This window comes from Massilia sp. Bi118, from assembly GCF_918697865.1.
In the GTDB taxonomy this organism is placed as follows: domain Bacteria; phylum Pseudomonadota; class Gammaproteobacteria; order Burkholderiales; family Burkholderiaceae_D; genus Telluria.
Map to the genome: position 1 here is coordinate 187,061 of NZ_CAKKMV010000006.1, position 14,190 is coordinate 201,250.

17 protein-coding genes are annotated in these 14,190 nt (G+C 64.5%); 8 read left to right on the top strand and 9 right to left on the bottom strand.

The annotated features are described in order from the left end of the window. Window positions 1–70: 70 nt before the first annotated feature. The 8 genes from LQV39_RS10985 to LQV39_RS11020 form a co-directional block, all read right to left on the bottom strand. Window positions 71–526 (bottom strand): hypothetical protein, encoded by a 456-nt coding sequence (locus LQV39_RS10985; protein WP_230025292.1) that lies wholly within the window; start codon window positions 524–526, stop codon window positions 71–73. A 21-nt stretch (window positions 527–547) separates the two neighbouring features. Then, window positions 548–985 (bottom strand): DUF2721 domain-containing protein, encoded by a 438-nt coding sequence (locus LQV39_RS10990; RefSeq protein ID WP_230025294.1) that lies wholly within the window; start codon window positions 983–985, stop codon window positions 548–550. 6 nt (window positions 986–991) lie between these two features. Then, complete coding sequence (pip, locus tag LQV39_RS10995; RefSeq protein ID WP_230025296.1) at window positions 992–1,948, bottom strand: prolyl aminopeptidase; 957 nt, start codon at window positions 1,946–1,948, stop codon at window positions 992–994. Window positions 1,949–2,012: 64 nt separating this feature from the next. Further along, entirely contained in the window at window positions 2,013–3,317 is a 1,305-nt protein-coding gene (locus tag LQV39_RS11000) for an amino acid deaminase (RefSeq protein WP_230025298.1), read from the bottom strand. After that, entirely contained in the window at window positions 3,314–3,715 is a 402-nt protein-coding gene (locus LQV39_RS11005; protein WP_230025300.1) for a DUF2750 domain-containing protein, read from the bottom strand. The genes LQV39_RS11000 and LQV39_RS11005 overlap by 4 nt, the downstream gene beginning before the upstream one ends. 77 nt (window positions 3,716–3,792) lie before the next feature. Further along, window positions 3,793–4,518, bottom strand: coding sequence for an AAA family ATPase (locus LQV39_RS11010; RefSeq protein WP_230025302.1), 726 nt, complete (start codon window positions 4,516–4,518; stop codon window positions 3,793–3,795). Window positions 4,519–4,582: 64 nt separating this feature from the next. Continuing rightward, complete coding sequence (gene phbB / locus LQV39_RS11015) at window positions 4,583–5,323, bottom strand: acetoacetyl-CoA reductase (protein WP_230025304.1); 741 nt, start codon at window positions 5,321–5,323, stop codon at window positions 4,583–4,585. A gap of 70 nt (window positions 5,324–5,393) precedes the next feature. Next, window positions 5,394–6,569 carry an acetyl-CoA C-acetyltransferase gene (locus LQV39_RS11020; RefSeq protein ID WP_230025306.1) on the bottom strand — a complete coding sequence of 392 codons (1,176 nt, stop codon included), beginning with the start codon at window positions 6,567–6,569 and terminating at the stop codon, window positions 5,394–5,396. A 272-nt stretch (window positions 6,570–6,841) separates the two neighbouring features. Here LQV39_RS11020 and minC point away from each other — a divergent pair, with 272 nt between their 5' ends. Genes minC through minE form a run of 3 tightly spaced genes read left to right on the top strand, consistent with a single transcriptional unit; the run spans window position 6,842 to window position 8,758 of the window. Next, complete coding sequence (minC, locus tag LQV39_RS11025; protein ID WP_230025308.1) at window positions 6,842–7,645, top strand: septum site-determining protein MinC; 804 nt, start codon at window positions 6,842–6,844, stop codon at window positions 7,643–7,645. Window positions 7,646–7,689: 44 nt separating this feature from the next. Then, window positions 7,690–8,505, top strand: coding sequence for a septum site-determining protein MinD (minD, locus tag LQV39_RS11030; protein ID WP_230025310.1), 816 nt, complete (start codon window positions 7,690–7,692; stop codon window positions 8,503–8,505). A gap of 1 nt (window position 8,506) precedes the next feature. Continuing rightward, window positions 8,507–8,758 carry a cell division topological specificity factor MinE gene (gene minE, locus LQV39_RS11035; protein WP_230025312.1) on the top strand — a complete coding sequence of 84 codons (252 nt, stop codon included), beginning with the start codon at window positions 8,507–8,509 and terminating at the stop codon, window positions 8,756–8,758. On the opposite strand, the gene LQV39_RS11040 is transcribed toward minE, so the two are convergent. Then, window positions 8,755–9,288: a hypothetical protein gene (locus tag LQV39_RS11040; RefSeq protein WP_230025314.1), complete on the bottom strand. Its 534-nt coding sequence runs from the start codon at window positions 9,286–9,288 to the stop codon at window positions 8,755–8,757. The two genes, minE and LQV39_RS11040, sit on opposite strands and share 4 nt — an antisense overlap. A gap of 213 nt (window positions 9,289–9,501) precedes the next feature. Between LQV39_RS11040 and LQV39_RS11045 the strand changes: the two genes are divergently transcribed. The 5 genes from LQV39_RS11045 to prmC all read left to right on the top strand — a co-directional run bounded on the left by LQV39_RS11045 (window position 9,502) and on the right by prmC (window position 14,149). Then, window positions 9,502–10,191 carry a response regulator transcription factor gene (locus LQV39_RS11045; RefSeq protein WP_230025316.1) on the top strand — a complete coding sequence of 230 codons (690 nt, stop codon included), beginning with the start codon at window positions 9,502–9,504 and terminating at the stop codon, window positions 10,189–10,191. Between the two features lie 53 nt (window positions 10,192–10,244). Then, entirely contained in the window at window positions 10,245–11,531 is a 1,287-nt protein-coding gene (hemA, locus tag LQV39_RS11050; RefSeq protein WP_230025318.1) for a glutamyl-tRNA reductase, read from the top strand. A gap of 84 nt (window positions 11,532–11,615) precedes the next feature. Beyond that, on the top strand, window positions 11,616–12,692 hold the full coding sequence (prfA, locus tag LQV39_RS11055) for a peptide chain release factor 1 (RefSeq protein ID WP_230025320.1): 1,077 nt from the start codon (window positions 11,616–11,618) through the stop codon (window positions 12,690–12,692). A gap of 132 nt (window positions 12,693–12,824) precedes the next feature. Then, window positions 12,825–13,295, top strand: coding sequence for a disulfide bond formation protein B (locus LQV39_RS11060; protein WP_230025322.1), 471 nt, complete (start codon window positions 12,825–12,827; stop codon window positions 13,293–13,295). A gap of 14 nt (window positions 13,296–13,309) precedes the next feature. Next, window positions 13,310–14,149, top strand: a complete 840-nt coding sequence (prmC, locus tag LQV39_RS11065; RefSeq protein ID WP_230025612.1) for a peptide chain release factor N(5)-glutamine methyltransferase — start codon at window positions 13,310–13,312, stop codon at window positions 14,147–14,149. Window positions 14,150–14,190 lie beyond the last annotated feature (41 nt).

Sequence of the window (14,190 nt, forward strand, 5' to 3'; positions counted from 1 at the left end):
GGGAATGACGGTGCTGGATAAGCGGATTAAACCGCGTTTTCCTAGACCCGTGTTTCTAAAATATCCAGCATCAAACCGGATAGCTCTCCGGCGATCGCAACTCCGCAAACTGTTCGATACTGCCGATCCTTACCGTCACCGGATTCAAACTGGCCTGCGGCGACATCGAGCGCCAGGCGAATTTCCATTCCTTTTCGCGGGCTTCGGCCTCGCTCTTGCTGAAGGCCAGGCCCAGGCGCGAGCGCACGCCGTATTCGACCGGGCCGTCGATGCCGGCCCAGTTGGGCAGCGTGCGCTGGACCGCGCGGTGCAGGCGCTCGCCGAATTCTTCGGTGTTGTGGATGACCAGGCAGGCGTCGGCCGGGCCCAGCGCGGTGAACAGCTGCTTGTCCCAGGCCTGCGAAAAGGACAGGGTCAGGAAGCCGTTCGCCGGCAGCAGGCGGAACTGGCCGGCGCTGAGCGCCTGTTCCAGGTCGGAGCGCATGCCATAGCGATGCAGGGTGGGAGGACGTTGGTAGTCGTGCATAAACTGGTCTTTCGGTTGATTCTAACGGGCGGTGTCATGCAGATGCATGCGCATGTAGCGGAAGGAGACAAACACCTCGCGCAGCAGGAAAATGAAACTGGCGATCAGGGCCACCATCGCCAGCACGAACATGCCGGCGATGTAGCGATCGAGCGGCAGGTTGGCCGTGTCGTCGAGGAACAGGAAGGCGATGATCACGCAGATCAGGAAGCCGCAGGCGGTGCTGGCGGTCAGCGCATAGTTGATCAGCTGCCAGCGCGTGTAGAGCACGTCCAGCTCCTCGCTGCATTCCTCGTTCGGGGCCTTGCGCAGCTCGTCCTTGAGCACGCGGGTGCGGTCGATGATGCGCGCCAGGCGGTTCATCAGCACGGTCAGCTTGGTGGCCACGCCGGTGAGCAGGAACACGGGCGCGATGGCAAGCTGGATGACGTGGCCGATGTCGTTGGTCTGGATGTTCATGAGCTCTTATTCGAATTTGCCGAAACGCTTGAACTGCTCGGTCGCGGCAACCAGGGCGCGTGCGATGCCATGTTCCAGCGCGCCGTGGCCGGCGTCCGGAATCATGCGCAGGCGCGAGCCGGGCCAGGCCTGGTGCAGGCGGTAGGCCGACAGCGGCGGGCAGATCACGTCGTAGCGGCCCTGCACGATCACCGCCGGCAGGTGGGCGATGCGCCCGACGTCGCGGATCAGCTGGTCGTCCTCGAGGAAGGCGCCGTTCGCCATGTAGTGCGACTCGAGCCGGCCGACGCCCAGGTCGAGGGTGTCGGACGAGGTCTCCTCTTCCTGTGGCAGCAGGAACACGCGGCGGCCCTCGAAGCGGCTCCAGGCGCGCGCGGCCGGCCAGTACTGCTGCGGATCGTCGCACAGCAGGCGGCGCGTATAGGCTTTCAAGAGGTCGCCGCGCTCCTCGATCGGAATCGGGGCGATGAATTCGTCGTACAGCTCGGGATAGAACCACTGCACGCCGTACAGGAAGAACTCGATCTCGGCCGGCGTGCACAGGAAGATCCCGCGCAGCACGAAGCCGAGGCAGCGCTCCGGATGCGCCTGCCCGTAGGCCAGCGCCAGGGTCGAGCCCCAGGAGCCGCCGAACACCAGCCAGCGCTCGATGCCGAACATGCCGCGCAGGCGTTCGATGTCCTCGATCAGCAGCTGGGTCGTGTTGTTGCGCCACTCGCCCAGCGGGGTCGACTTGCCGGCGCCGCGCTGGTCGAACAGGATCACGCGGTAGACCGCCGGGTCGAAGAAGCGCCGGTGCTGCGGCGACAGTCCGGCGCCGGGACCGCCGTGCAGGAAGATCACCGGGATCCCGTTCGGGTTGCCCACCTCTTCCCAATAGATCGTGTGGAGGCCGTCGACGGCCAGCATGCCGTGACGGTTGGGCAGGATGGGCGGGAACAGCGACGGTGGAATGGCGGGCATGGGCATGGTTTTCATGGAGCGACAGCCCGATTGTAGCGCACCGCCCGGCCGTATCAAACGAGCATCAGAAGAAGGTGTTCAATGCCCCACGCACCAGGTAGTCGTCGTCCACCGCCAGCAACAAGGGCCAGCGGTCGAAGGTCGTGCACGGATGCGAGATGCCGCAGCCGACCAGGTCGCCGACCGCCAGGCTGTCGCGGATGGGGTCACCCTCCGGCAGGCGCAGGTAGGCGTGCTGGTCGTTCATCTTGACGATCTCGCAGGCGGCCGGCAGCGCATGCGGCGCGCCCGGGCCGGGACGGTGGGTCCACAGCGGCACCGGCAGGCCGGCGTCGTGCGAAGCGTCGCGCTTGCCCATGGTGAGAATGGCCAGGCCCGGTTCCGGGCGCGACTGCACCACGCTCCAGATCTCCAGCGCCGGACGCAGCCCCTCGCCGGGCTTGATGCCCTCGCGCTGGTCGAGGCGCTGCAGCTGGACCTGGTACATGCCATGGTCGCTGGTGAGGTAGCAGCCGCTGCGCAGCACCGGGCGCAGGGGCCGCGACAAGCCGTGCAAGCCCTGGAAGCCGCGTGCCACCAGGTCGAAGAAACCGGAACCGCCGGCCGTGACCAGGATCTCGGGGCTGCCGAACAGGCCCTCGTCGTCCGCTTCCAGCACCAGTGCGCACAGTTGACGCACGAAGTCCTCGACCGCGCGCGGGTCGTCCAACAAACCCTCGTAGCCTTCGAAGCCGGCCAGCAGCAGGCCAGGGGCGCCTTCGACCGCGCGCGCCACCGTCATCGCCTCCTCCGGTGTGCGGCAGCCGGCGCGCTTGCCGGACAGGCCGAGTTCGACCAGCACCGGCAGCGGCCGGGAAAGCGGATGCCGAGCGACTTCCTCGGCGAGTCGCGCCACCCCGGCCAGCGAGTCGGCCAGCACGAAACATTCGAAGTCCGGATCGTCGTGCAGCAGCTGCAGCACGGCGCGCACGTCGCTTCTCGCCACCAGCTGGTTCGCGACCAGCACGCGGCGCACGCCGAAGCGGTGCGCCACCTGCACCTGCACGGCGTTCGCCAGGGTGATGCCCCAGGCGCCGTTGGCGAGCTGGGCGCCGAACAATTGCGGGCTCATGGTGGTCTTGCCGTGCGGCGCCAGCTCGACTTTGTTGCGCTCGCAAAAGGCGCGCATCCAGTCCAGGTTGTGGCGCAGCGCCGAGGTTTTCAGGACGGCGACCGGAAAGCTGGTGTCGCCATGCAGCAGCTTCCAGCCCTGCACGCCGATCGCGCCCTGGCGCAGCGGCGCCGTGATCGGCAAGCCTTTGACGCCGGGCTGCAATACTTGTTCTTCGAGACTGGACAGCGCAAGGCCGCCGTGGGGCAAGGCATTCATGGGTTCCTCTGACTACTCAAACGCTTCAATTCATCGTCCAGGTCGCGCAGCAGCAAGCCGGCGCTCGGCATCACGTCGCGCGCGCCCGGGGTATAGAACACGCCGGTGGCGATGCCGTCCTGCTCCAGCTGGGGCAGCAGCTCGCCGACCAGTTCGTCCAGCGGAAACGACTGCGGCTCATAGCCGGTCCACTCGTAATCCGCGCATATTTTCGCAAATTCGCTGTCCGGCCACAGCGGAAACACCAGGGTGCCGTCTTCCTTCTTCGCCAGCGCCCAGCCGTTGCGGAACAGGCTCCAGACAGTGCGCGTTGCAGCCACGCGTTGAATGAAATATTCGTAGCGCTGCGGACCGGGGAGCATCACGGTTTCCTGGACCTGCCTGGTATCGATTGCCATGCTTGCCGCCTCGTCCTTGTCGTCATTGTGAGGCCGAGGATACGACAAGGGGCCGCAGGCATGGCGCAGCCCAGCGGCTACTCTTCTTCCAGCAGCTGCTGCAGGCGGCGCGGATAATGGTTCAGGAAGTCGCGCGTGACCGCGTAGTGCTCGGTGTCCTCGTAGTCGACATGGCTGATGCCTGTTTCATCGAACAGCAGGATTTTGGCGCGCTGATAGGCCAGCAGGATGGGCGAATGGGTGGCGATGATGAACTGGGAGCCGGCCTTGACCAGACGGTCGATGACGGACAAGGCGGCCAGCTGGCGGTTGGGCGATAGTGCGGCTTCGGGTTCGTCCAGCAGGTAGAGCCCGCCATCGCGAAAATTGGACATCAGGTCCATGAATGCTTCGCCATGCGAACGCAGGTGCAGCCCGCGCCCGTTGCGGACGCTGCCGCCGACTTCATCCATATAGGTGAAGACGTTGAACAAACTTTCCGCGCGCAGGAAATAGCTTGCGCTCGGCTGCCGGAAACTTTTCACGAGTTTCAGGTAACCGTGCAGCGGCGACACCGCCTGCTGCTCGCGCAGCACGCTGCGGTTGCCGCCCTCGGCCGGCATGCCCAGCTCCACCGCGATGGCTTCCAGCACGGTCGACTTGCCGGCGCCGTTCTCGCCGACGAAGAAAGTCACGTCCGGATGCGGCTCCAGCAGGCCGAGTTCGCGCACGGCGGGAATCGTGAACGGATATTCGTCGAGGTCGGGCTCGGCGCCTGGCGCGATCGCAACCGAGCGCAAATAGGGTTTGGCGGCAAAGGACATGACAGCCTCTCACATAGCAAAACACCGCCCGGAGGCGGTGTTTCAAAGCAGCAAACGGCCCAGCTTACTGCATGTGCTGGCCGCCGTTGATGGCGATGTTGGCGCCGGTCACGAAGGCTGCCTCGTCCGAGGACAGGTAGGCGACCAGGCCGGCCACTTCTTCCGGCTTGCCCAGGCGGCCCATCGGGATCTGCGGCAGGATCTTCGATTCCAGCACTTCGCTCGGGATGTCGGTCACCATCTTGGTGCCGATATAGCCCGGCGAGATGGTGTTCACGGTCACGCCCTTGCGCGCCACTTCCAGCGCCAGCGCCTTGGTGAAGCCGTGGATGCCGGCCTTGGCCGCCGAGTAGTTGGTTTGGCCGAAGGCGCCCTTCGAGCCGTTGACCGACGAGATGTTGATGACCCGGCCCCAGCCGCGCTCGACCATGCCATCGCAGACCGGCTTGGTCATGTTGAACACGGAATCCAGGTTGGTCTTCATGACCGCATCCCAGTTGACCTTGTCCATCTTCTTGAAGGTCATGTCGCGCGTGATACCGGCATTGTTCACCAGCACGTCCACCGGACCCACTTCCTGGGTCACCTTGGCCACGCAGGCCTGGGCCGAATCGTAGTCGGCAACGTCGCACTCGTAGGCCTTGAATTCGTAGCCCTGTTCCTTCATGGCGGCGAGCCAGCCCTCGGCCTTCTTGCTGCCCGGAGAATACGTCGTCACGACCGTATAGCCGAGCGCCAGCAGCTTGATGCTGATTGCTTCACCGAGTCCGCCCATGCCGCCAGTCACTAATGCCACTCTTGCCATTGTCTTCTCCTAGTTTTTACGAACCTGTCAGAACTGCTTGTTCTCGTTGAACGTCCTTAACCCCGATGACTCAGCGCTCGACCGCCAGCGCGACGCCCATGCCGCCGCCGATGCACAGGCTGGCCAAGCCTTTCTTGGCATCGCGGCGCACCATTTCGTGCAATAAGGTCACCAGCACGCGGGCGCCGGACGCGCCGATCGGGTGGCCCAGTGCAATGGCGCCGCCGTTGACGTTGATCTTGGAGGTATCCCAGCCCATCTGCTTGTTGACGGCGACGGCCTGGGCCGCGAAGGCTTCGTTGATTTCCATCAGGTCGACGTCTTCGTGCGTCCAGCCGGCCTTTTCCAGGCAGGCGCGCGCCGCCGGCACCGGGCCCATGCCCATGATGGTCGGGTCCAGGCCCGACAGCGAATAGGCCTTGATGCGGGCGATCGGGGTCAGGCCCAGTTCCTTGGCCTTCGAAGCCGACATCAGGATCACGGCGGCGGCGCCGTCATTCAGGCCGGAGGCATTGCCGGCGGTGACCGAACCTTCCTTGTTGAAGGCTGGGCGCAGGCTGGCCAGGCCTTCCAGGGTGGCGCCATGCTTCGGATACTCGTCGGTATCGAAGACGGTCGGGCCCTTCTTGGACGGGATTTCGATGGGGATGATCTCATCCTTGAACTTGCCGTCCTTCATGGCGGCTTCGGCCTTCAGCTGGGATTGCAGCGCGAATTCGTCCTGCTCGGCGCGCGAAATCTCGAACTTGCGGGCCACGTTCTCGGCGGTCACGCCCATGTGGTACTGGTTGTAGACGTCCCACAGGCCGTCGACGATCATGGTGTCGGTCATCTTGACGTCGCCCATGCGGAAGCCGTCGCGCGAACCGTTCAGCACGTGCGGCGAGGCGCTCATGTTTTCCTGGCCGCCGGCGATGACGATCTCGGCGTCGCCGCACTTGATGGCCTGGGCCGCCAGGTGGACCGCGCGCAGGCCGCTGCCGCAAACCACGTTCAGGGTGGAGGCGGGGACGCTGTCGGGCAGGCCGGCCTTGATCACGGCCTGGCGCGCCGGGTTCTGGCCGACGCCGGCGGTCAGCACCTGGCCCATGATGACTTCGCTGACGGCGGCCGGATCGATGCCGGTCCTGGCCATCAGCTGCTTGATCACCTGCGCGCCCAGTTCCGTGGCAGGGACCTTCGAGAGGGTGCCGCCGAATTTGCCGATGGCGGTGCGGCCGGCGGCCACGATGACGACGTCTTCCATATCAATCTCCGAAAAATAAGCCTGTTGGGCAGAAAGCCAACAATGTTAGATGCATCCCTAGTAAGACGTTTAAGCAAAATCAATCTTATCAGTTTATTTATTGAAGAGAACTGCGAAAACTACTTAGGAGATTATTGCTGAGCATCTCTTATTGTTCAGTTTTTTATCTATGGAAATACCCGTTGCCGCCTATAACCAAAGGGCTGAAACCCTTTACCTTTCAAGGAAATTTCACAGTAGAATGCACGGGCTAGTGCCAACCAGAACGTTTTATGTCCAAGAGCCCGACTTCCTTACCCATCGAAATCAAGATTTCCACGGTCGTGGCTATTTCGACCATCCTGCATTCGGCCGATCCGATCGCGATCGATGCCGCACTCAAGCAGATGACCGGGGGGGTTTCGGACTTTTTCGAAGATGAATTCGCCGTCATCGACATCGCCGGCATCGCCGACGATGCCGTGCAAGTCGACTGGCCGGCGCTGGTGGCGCTGCTGAAGAATTACCGCCTGAACGCGGTCGCGGTGCGCGGCGCCCCGGCGGCGGTGCACGAGACGATCCGCAGCCATGGGCTGTTCCTCGACGACGGCTCGAGCGGGGTGCGGCCAGCCGACGCGCGTGCCCCTGAAACGCGGGCCGCAATCCCGGCAGCGCGCGAGGAAGCCCCGGCTGCGCCGGCTCCCGCCCCGACGCCTGCGCCCACTCCCGCGCCGCTACCGGCGGCGCCGGCCCAGGCCATGATCGTCGATACCCCGGTGCGCGCCGGCCAGCGCATCTATGCACGCGGCACTGACCTGATCATCACGGCAGTCGTCAACAACGGCGCCGAGATCATCGCCGACGGCAGCATCCACGTGTATGCGCCGCTGCACGGCCGCGCCCTGGCCGGCGCCTCCGGCAATGCGGATGCGCGCATCTTTGCGCTGGCGATGCAGCCTGAACTGGTGTCGATCGCGGGTGTTTATCGGACGTTCGACGAAGGTTTCCCGACAGAACTGTCGCGCCAGCCGGCACAAATCCGTTTGGTTGGCGACCGAATCGATATATCATCGCTGGGTTCGGCGCCTCGCGCCTGAGCTACCCGGCACTGACCAGATACTGAATAGGACTGAAATATTTCATGGCAAGAATTATCGTTGTAACGTCCGGCAAGGGCGGTGTGGGCAAGACCACTTCGAGCGCGAGCTTCTCGACCGGCCTGGCAATGCGCGGGTTCAAGACCGCGGTCATCGACTTCGACGTCGGCCTGCGTAACCTCGACCTGATCATGGGTTGCGAACGCCGCGTGGTGTACGACCTGATCAACGTGGTAAACAAGGAAGCGACGCTGACGCAGGCCCTGATCAAGGACAAGCATTGCGAAAACCTGTTCATCCTGCCGGCCTCGCAGACCCGCGACAAGGACGCCCTGACCGAAGACGGCGTCGAGCGCGTGCTCAACGATCTGGTGCAGATGGGCTTCGACTACATCATCTGCGATTCGCCGGCCGGCATCGAGCATGGCGCGCTGATGGCCCTGACCTTCGCCGACGAAGCCGTCATCGTCACCAACCCGGAAGTCTCGTCGGTACGCGACTCCGACCGCATCCTCGGCATCCTGCAGGCGAAATCGCGCCGCGCCCAGAGCGGCGGCGAGCCGGTCAAGGAACACCTGCTGATCACCCGTTACTCGCCGCGCCGCGTGGAAAACGACGAAATGCTGTCCTACGAGGACGTCCAGGAAATCCTGCGCATTCCGCTGATCGGCATCATTCCGGAATCGGAAGCCGTACTGCACGCCTCGAACCAGGGCAACCCGGCGATCCACTTCAAGGACACCGACGTCGCCCAGGCTTACCAGGACGTGGTCGGCCGCTTCCTCGGCGAAGAGATCCCGCTGCGCTACACCAGCTACGAGAAGCCGGGCTTCCTGCAGCGCCTGTTTGGAGCAAAGTGACATGCCTCTGCTTTCATTCCTGTTTCCTCAGAAACAGAAAAGTGCGGGTGCGGCCAAGGAAAGGCTGCAGATCATCATCGCCCGCGAACGCGGCGGCCGGGGCGGTCCGGACTTCCTGCCGGCCCTGCACCGCGAACTGATCGAAGTGATCTCGAAGTACACCAAGGTCAACGCGGACGACATCAAGATCTCGCTCGACCGCCAGGGCAACCTGGAAGTCCTCGACGTCAACGTGGTCCTGCCGGACGCTTAAGCCGGCGCCGCTGTCTTTTGTCCTACCTCCTGCGCCACCCTGGCGCAGGCTTCCACGTGCTGGTACCCCATCTGGCGGAACAGCGCGAACCCGATCGCCGCGGAGGCGATCTGCCCCGCCAGCGGGACGATCTTGGTGGCCGACTTGGCCGCCAGCTTGGCCCCTGACTTCTGTAACAGTTTCAGCACAAGTTCCTTGGTCACCAGCTTGCCCACCAGCGTACTGCCCAGCGCCGCCATCGCCTGGTAAGTCACGACCCGCATATGCGGCTGCAGCGCCTCGATCTGCGCGGGTGTGAGTCCGAAGTCCTTGTTGATGGCCTCGACCATGGAGGCGAAACTGGTGAGATCCGCCACGATGTCCACGCCGGGGATCGGCACCGCCGAGATGCCGGCCGAGATCGCCGCCTTCCTGCGCACCAGCGCCCGGCAGCGCTCGCGTACCCGGCCGATGTCGTCGCTCGAGAGCGGCAGCACGGCCACCGTCCCGGTACCGGTCTGTGTCTTTTTTCTGAAGATTTTCTTGAGCATCGCCTTTCCCCGGTTTGCTTTCGTAAGGACAGTGTAGCCCGCCTGCTGTGGATGCGTTGTCACGGCTGTGACGCTATTCCCCAACGAAAATGTAAATTTATCTGAAGCATATGTAGCTTTGATTTTAAAAAGTCTGCTATATTCGGAAATAAGTTGTAGGAGTGCTCCTACAGCAACATAAGTTACAGTCCCACTTGCCGGAAACGCACCAAAATGAGAATCACAGTACTGGATAACGATACCGCCCAGGCAGAGCTGATCTGCCAGGTGCTGACCGGAGCCGGGCACCAATGCCAGGCCTTCGACAGCGGCAAGGAAATGCTGGGGCAACTGCGCAAGGACAGCACCGACCTGCTGGTGCTCGACTGGCAGGTCAACGACGTGCCGGGTGCCGAGCTGCTGCGCCGCGCCAAGGAAAAGATGGCGCCGAACACGCCGACCATCTTCCTGGCCGGCAGCGCTTCCGAGGACGATATCGTGTCCGGCGTTACCGCCGGCGCCGACGACTACCTGGTCAAGCCGCTGCGCCGCGGCGAGCTGGTGGCGCGGGTGCAAGCCCTGCTGCGCCGCGCTTACCCGTCGCAGAACGGCGCCGAGCAGCTGCAATTCGGCCCCTACACCTTCGAAACCCGCCCGGGCCGCCTGACCATGGGCGGCGAAGCGATCGACGTCACGCACAAGGAATTCAACCTGGCGCTGCTGTTCTTCCGCAACCTGGGCCGTCCGCTGTCGCGCGCCTACATCCACGAGTCAATTTGGGTGCGTGAAACCGCGGTACCGTCGCGCACCATGGACACCCACGTTTCGCGCGTGCGCAACAAGCTGCGCCTGCGTCCGGAGAACGGTTTCCGCCTGGTTCCCGTATACAGCTACGGCTACCGGCTGGAAAAACTGGGGGCGTGAAACCCTCCCGGCAACGGGGTATAATGGGCGCGCTGCCCATTTTTTGACCACCCATGCAACTGCTCGCCGTCGGCCTGAACCACACCACCGCACCGGTCTCGCTGCGCGAGCAACTGGCGCTGGCGCCCGAGCATCTGGGCCAGGCGGTGCAGGCGGCGCGCAGCTGGTTCTCCCGTCTCGATCCGCAACTGAGCAGCGGCGGCGAACACGAAGCCGCCCTGCTCTCGACCTGCAACCGCACCGAGATGTACGCCGCCAGCGACGTCGCCGATCCGCTCGACGCCTCCGCGCGCTTCCTGGCCGATTACCACCGGCTGAATTTTTCCGAACTGCGTCCGCACCTGTACATGCTGCCCCAGCATGACGCCGTGCGCCACGCCTTCCGCGTCGCCTCCGGCCTCGATTCGATGGTGCTGGGCGAAGCACAGATCCTGGGCCAGATGAAGGATGCGGTGCGGGTCGCCGACGAAGCCGGCGGCCTGGGCACCTACCTGCACCAGCTGTTCCAGCGCAGCTTCGCGGTGGCCAAGGAAGTGCGCAGCACCACCGAGATCGGCGCGCATTCCGTGTCGATGGCCGCCGCCGCGGTGCGCCTGTCGGAACGCATCTTCGATTCCGTGAGCAGCCAGAACGTGCTGTTCATCGGCGCCGGCGAGATGATCGAGCTGTGCGCCACCCACTTCGCCGCCCACAACCCGAAATCGATCACGATCGCCAACCGCACGCTCGAACGCGGCGAGAACCTGGCCGCGCGCTTTTCCGGCCGCGCGATCCGCCTGGCCGAGTTGCCCGAGCTGCTGCCGCAGTACGATATCGTGATCTCCTCGACCGCGTCGACGCTGCCGCTGATCGGTAAAGGCCTGGTCGAGCGCGCGGTCAAGGCGCGCCGCCACCGCCCGATGTTCATGGTCGACCTGGCGGTCCCGCGCGACATCGAACCGGAAGTGGGCAAGCTCGACGACGTCTTCCTGTACACGGTCGACGACCTGGCCGACGTGGTGCGCACCGGCGTCGAACACCGGCAGGCGGCCGTGGCCCAGGCCGAGGCCATCATCGAGAACCGCGTGCAATCCTTCATGCACTGGATCGGCGACCGCGCCGTGGTGCCGGTGATCCGCGACCTGCACGAGTCCAGCGAAAGCCTGCGCCTGGCCGAACTCGAACGCGCGAGAAAACTGCTGGCGAAAGGCGAAGACGCCGACGCCGTGCTGGAAGCGCTATCGAAAGGTCTTACCGCCAAATTCCTGCACGGCCCGCAACAGGCCCTGCACCGTGCCCAGGGCGACGAACGCGCGCGCCTGGCCGCCCTGCTGCCCCAGCTGTTCCGCGGCCGCCGTTAGCGGCCCCCGCTTCTGCTATCCTGCGGTCGCGACCGCATTCCGTGCCGCCTGCGCGGCTGTTCACCTCTTCCGTTTTATACCACTATGAAACCATCCATGCTGTTCAAGCTGGACCAGCTGGCCAACCGCCTCGTCGAACTGGACGAACTGCTGGCGACTGAAGGCGCCACTTCGAACATGGACAACTTCCGCAAGATGAGCCGCGAGCACGCCGAACTCGGGCCGCTGGTCGCCGTCTATCACCAGTACCAGACGGCGCAGGGCGACATTGTCGCGGCGCAGGAGATGCTGGCGGATCCGGAGATGAAGGAATTCGCCCAGGACGAAATCGAGGCGGCGAAAGGACGCCTGCTCGAACTCGACCTGGAACTGCAAAAAATGCTGCTGCCGAAGGACGAGAACGACGAGCGCAACATCTTCCTCGAGATCCGCGCCGGCACCGGCGGCGACGAATCGGCACTGTTCGCCGGCGATTTGCTGCGCATGTACACGCGCTACGCCGAACGCAATCGCTGGCAGGTCGAGATGGTGTCGGAATCGCCGTCCGACCTGGGCGGCTACCGCGAAGTGATCGTGCGCCTGGTCGGCAGCGGCGCCTATTCGAAGCTGAAATTCGAATCCGGCGGCCACCGCGTGCAGCGCGTGCCGGCCACCGAGACCCAGGGCCGCATCCATACCTCGGCCTGCACGGTGGCCGTGATGCCGGAAGCGGACGAAGTCGAGGACATCGACATCAACCCGGCCGACCTGCGCATCGACACCTATCGCGCCTCGGGCGCCGGCGGCCAGCACATCAACAAAACCGACTCCGCGGTGCGCATCACCCACCTGCCGACCGGAATCGTGGTCGAGTGCCAGGACGACCGCAGCCAGCACAAGAACAAGGCGCAGGCCATGAAGGTGCTGGCCGCCCGCATCAAGGACGTGCAGTTGCGCGAACAGCAGAGCAAGGAAGCGGCCACCCGTAAAAGCCTGATCGGCTCGGGCGACCGCAGCGAGCGCATCCGCACCTACAACTTCCCGCAGGGCCGCCTGACCGACCACCGCATCAACCTGACGCTGTATAAACTGGACATGATCATGGACGGCGACCTGAACGAACTCACCAGCGCCCTGTCCGCCGAGCACCAGGCCGAGCTGCTGGCAGCCCTGGGCGACTGAAGTCGATAATTCGGGGTCAGAGCACTTTTTTGGGAAATTGCTCAAAAAAGTGCTCTGACCCCGAATTTTGGTTCAGTTCTAATTAAGCTTGTTCGTGCGAAAATCGCAAGATTCGTCTTCACAGGAATATTCATGCCCACGTCCCGCAACGCCCTGCTCCTGATCGCCGCCGTCAGCCTGGCCCTGGTTGGCGCCGCCCTCTATCTCCAGCACGTGAAGGACATGTTGCCCTGCCCGCTGTGCGTGTTCCAGCGCTATGCTTTCCTGGGCATTGCAATCTTCAGCCTGATCGGCGCCTTCGCCAACAAGATCAAGGCTTTCGGCGTGCTGGCCCTGCTGTCCGCTGTGGGCGGGCTGGTGGCGGTCGGCAAGCACCTGTATGTGCTGGCGCATCCGGGCTTCTCCTGCGGGATCGACCCGATGGAGACCTTCCTGAACAAGATCCCGACCGCGACCGCGCTGCCCTGGCTGCTTCGCGCCGACGGCCTGTGCGAAGCGGCCCAGGACACGGTGCTCGGCCTGAACGTGCCGCAGTGGTCGGCCGTCTGGCTGGTGACCCTCACCCTGGCGCTGGTCTGGGTGCTGGTGCGCCGCGCACGCTGAGGCGCTTCGCAATGATGATCCAGCCAGGCGCCACGATTGCCGCGGTCCAGGCCGCGCTGCCGCTCGATGCGCTGGAAAACCGCATCCTGCTGTGCCACGCGACGGGTTTGAGCCGCGTCCAGTTGATCACCCGCGCCGAGCAGCCGCTCGACGAAGCCCAGGCCGCGCAGCTGAGCGAGTTAATAACGCGCCGCCTGGCCGGCGAGCCGATCGCCTACATCGTCGGCAAGCGCGAATTCTTCGGCCTCGACTTCGCCGTCAGCGAGGCGGTGCTGATCCCGCGCCCCGACACGGAACTGATCGTGGAACTCGCCCTCGAACGCCTGCCGGCACAAGGGCGCCTGCTCGACATGGGCACCGGCAGCGGCGCCATTGCCGTCGCCGTCGCCCACAGCCGCCCGGACGCTACCGTCACCGCATTGGACGTGAGCGAAGCGGCGCTGGCCATCGCGCGCCAGAACGCCGCCTGCAACGGGGCCCGCGTGCGCTTCCTGCAAAGCGACTGGTTCCAGGCCCTGGCCGCCGGCGAGACGTTTGAGGTGATCGCCTCGAATCCGCCCTACATCGCGGCCAGCGACGCGCATTTATCGCAGGGCGACCTGCGCTTCGAACCCACCGGCGCCCTGACCGACTTTGCTGACGGCCTGTCGGCCTTGAGAACCATCGTCGACGGCAGCCCGGCCCACCTGGTCCCCGGCGGCTGGCTGCTGTTGGAACACGGCTACGACCAGGCCGCCGCCGTGCGCGCGCTGCTGGATGGGGCCGGCTATACCGAGGTGCAGAGCTGGCGCGACCTGGCCGGGATCGAGCGCGTCAGCGGCGGCCGGGTCGGCGGCGGGCGGGTCAGCAAATAAACCACCCCGGCGCTGGCCAAGAACCCCATTTGTTACAATGG

Excerpts from the sequence above, each read along its gene's own strand:
- minE (WP_230025312.1), top strand. The coding sequence starts at position 8,507 with ATGCCTCTGCTTTCATTCCTGTTTCCTCAGAAACAGAAAAGTGCGGGT.
- LQV39_RS11020 (WP_230025306.1), bottom strand. The coding sequence starts at position 6,569 with ATGGAAGACGTCGTCATCGTGGCCGCCGGCCGCACCGCCATCGGCAAA.
- LQV39_RS11005 (WP_230025300.1), bottom strand. The coding sequence starts at position 3,715 with ATGGCAATCGATACCAGGCAGGTCCAGGAAACCGTGATGCTCCCCGGT.
- LQV39_RS11040 (WP_230025314.1), bottom strand. The coding sequence starts at position 9,288 with ATGCTCAAGAAAATCTTCAGAAAAAAGACACAGACCGGTACCGGGACG.
- pip (WP_230025296.1), bottom strand. The coding sequence starts at position 1,948 with ATGCCCGCCATTCCACCGTCGCTGTTCCCGCCCATCCTGCCCAACCGT.
- prmC (WP_230025612.1), top strand. The coding sequence starts at position 13,310 with ATGATCCAGCCAGGCGCCACGATTGCCGCGGTCCAGGCCGCGCTGCCG.
- minC (WP_230025308.1), top strand. The coding sequence starts at position 6,842 with ATGTCCAAGAGCCCGACTTCCTTACCCATCGAAATCAAGATTTCCACG.
- LQV39_RS11045 (WP_230025316.1), top strand. The coding sequence starts at position 9,502 with ATGAGAATCACAGTACTGGATAACGATACCGCCCAGGCAGAGCTGATC.
- LQV39_RS10985 (WP_230025292.1), bottom strand. The coding sequence starts at position 526 with ATGCACGACTACCAACGTCCTCCCACCCTGCATCGCTATGGCATGCGC.
- LQV39_RS11060 (WP_230025322.1), top strand. The coding sequence starts at position 12,825 with ATGCCCACGTCCCGCAACGCCCTGCTCCTGATCGCCGCCGTCAGCCTG.
- LQV39_RS10990 (WP_230025294.1), bottom strand. The coding sequence starts at position 985 with ATGAACATCCAGACCAACGACATCGGCCACGTCATCCAGCTTGCCATC.
- LQV39_RS11010 (WP_230025302.1), bottom strand. The coding sequence starts at position 4,518 with ATGTCCTTTGCCGCCAAACCCTATTTGCGCTCGGTTGCGATCGCGCCA.
- LQV39_RS11000 (WP_230025298.1), bottom strand. The coding sequence starts at position 3,317 with ATGAATGCCTTGCCCCACGGCGGCCTTGCGCTGTCCAGTCTCGAAGAA.
- prfA (WP_230025320.1), top strand. The coding sequence starts at position 11,616 with ATGAAACCATCCATGCTGTTCAAGCTGGACCAGCTGGCCAACCGCCTC.
- phbB (WP_230025304.1), bottom strand. The coding sequence starts at position 5,323 with ATGGCAAGAGTGGCATTAGTGACTGGCGGCATGGGCGGACTCGGTGAA.
- hemA (WP_230025318.1), top strand. The coding sequence starts at position 10,245 with ATGCAACTGCTCGCCGTCGGCCTGAACCACACCACCGCACCGGTCTCG.
- minD (WP_230025310.1), top strand. The coding sequence starts at position 7,690 with ATGGCAAGAATTATCGTTGTAACGTCCGGCAAGGGCGGTGTGGGCAAG.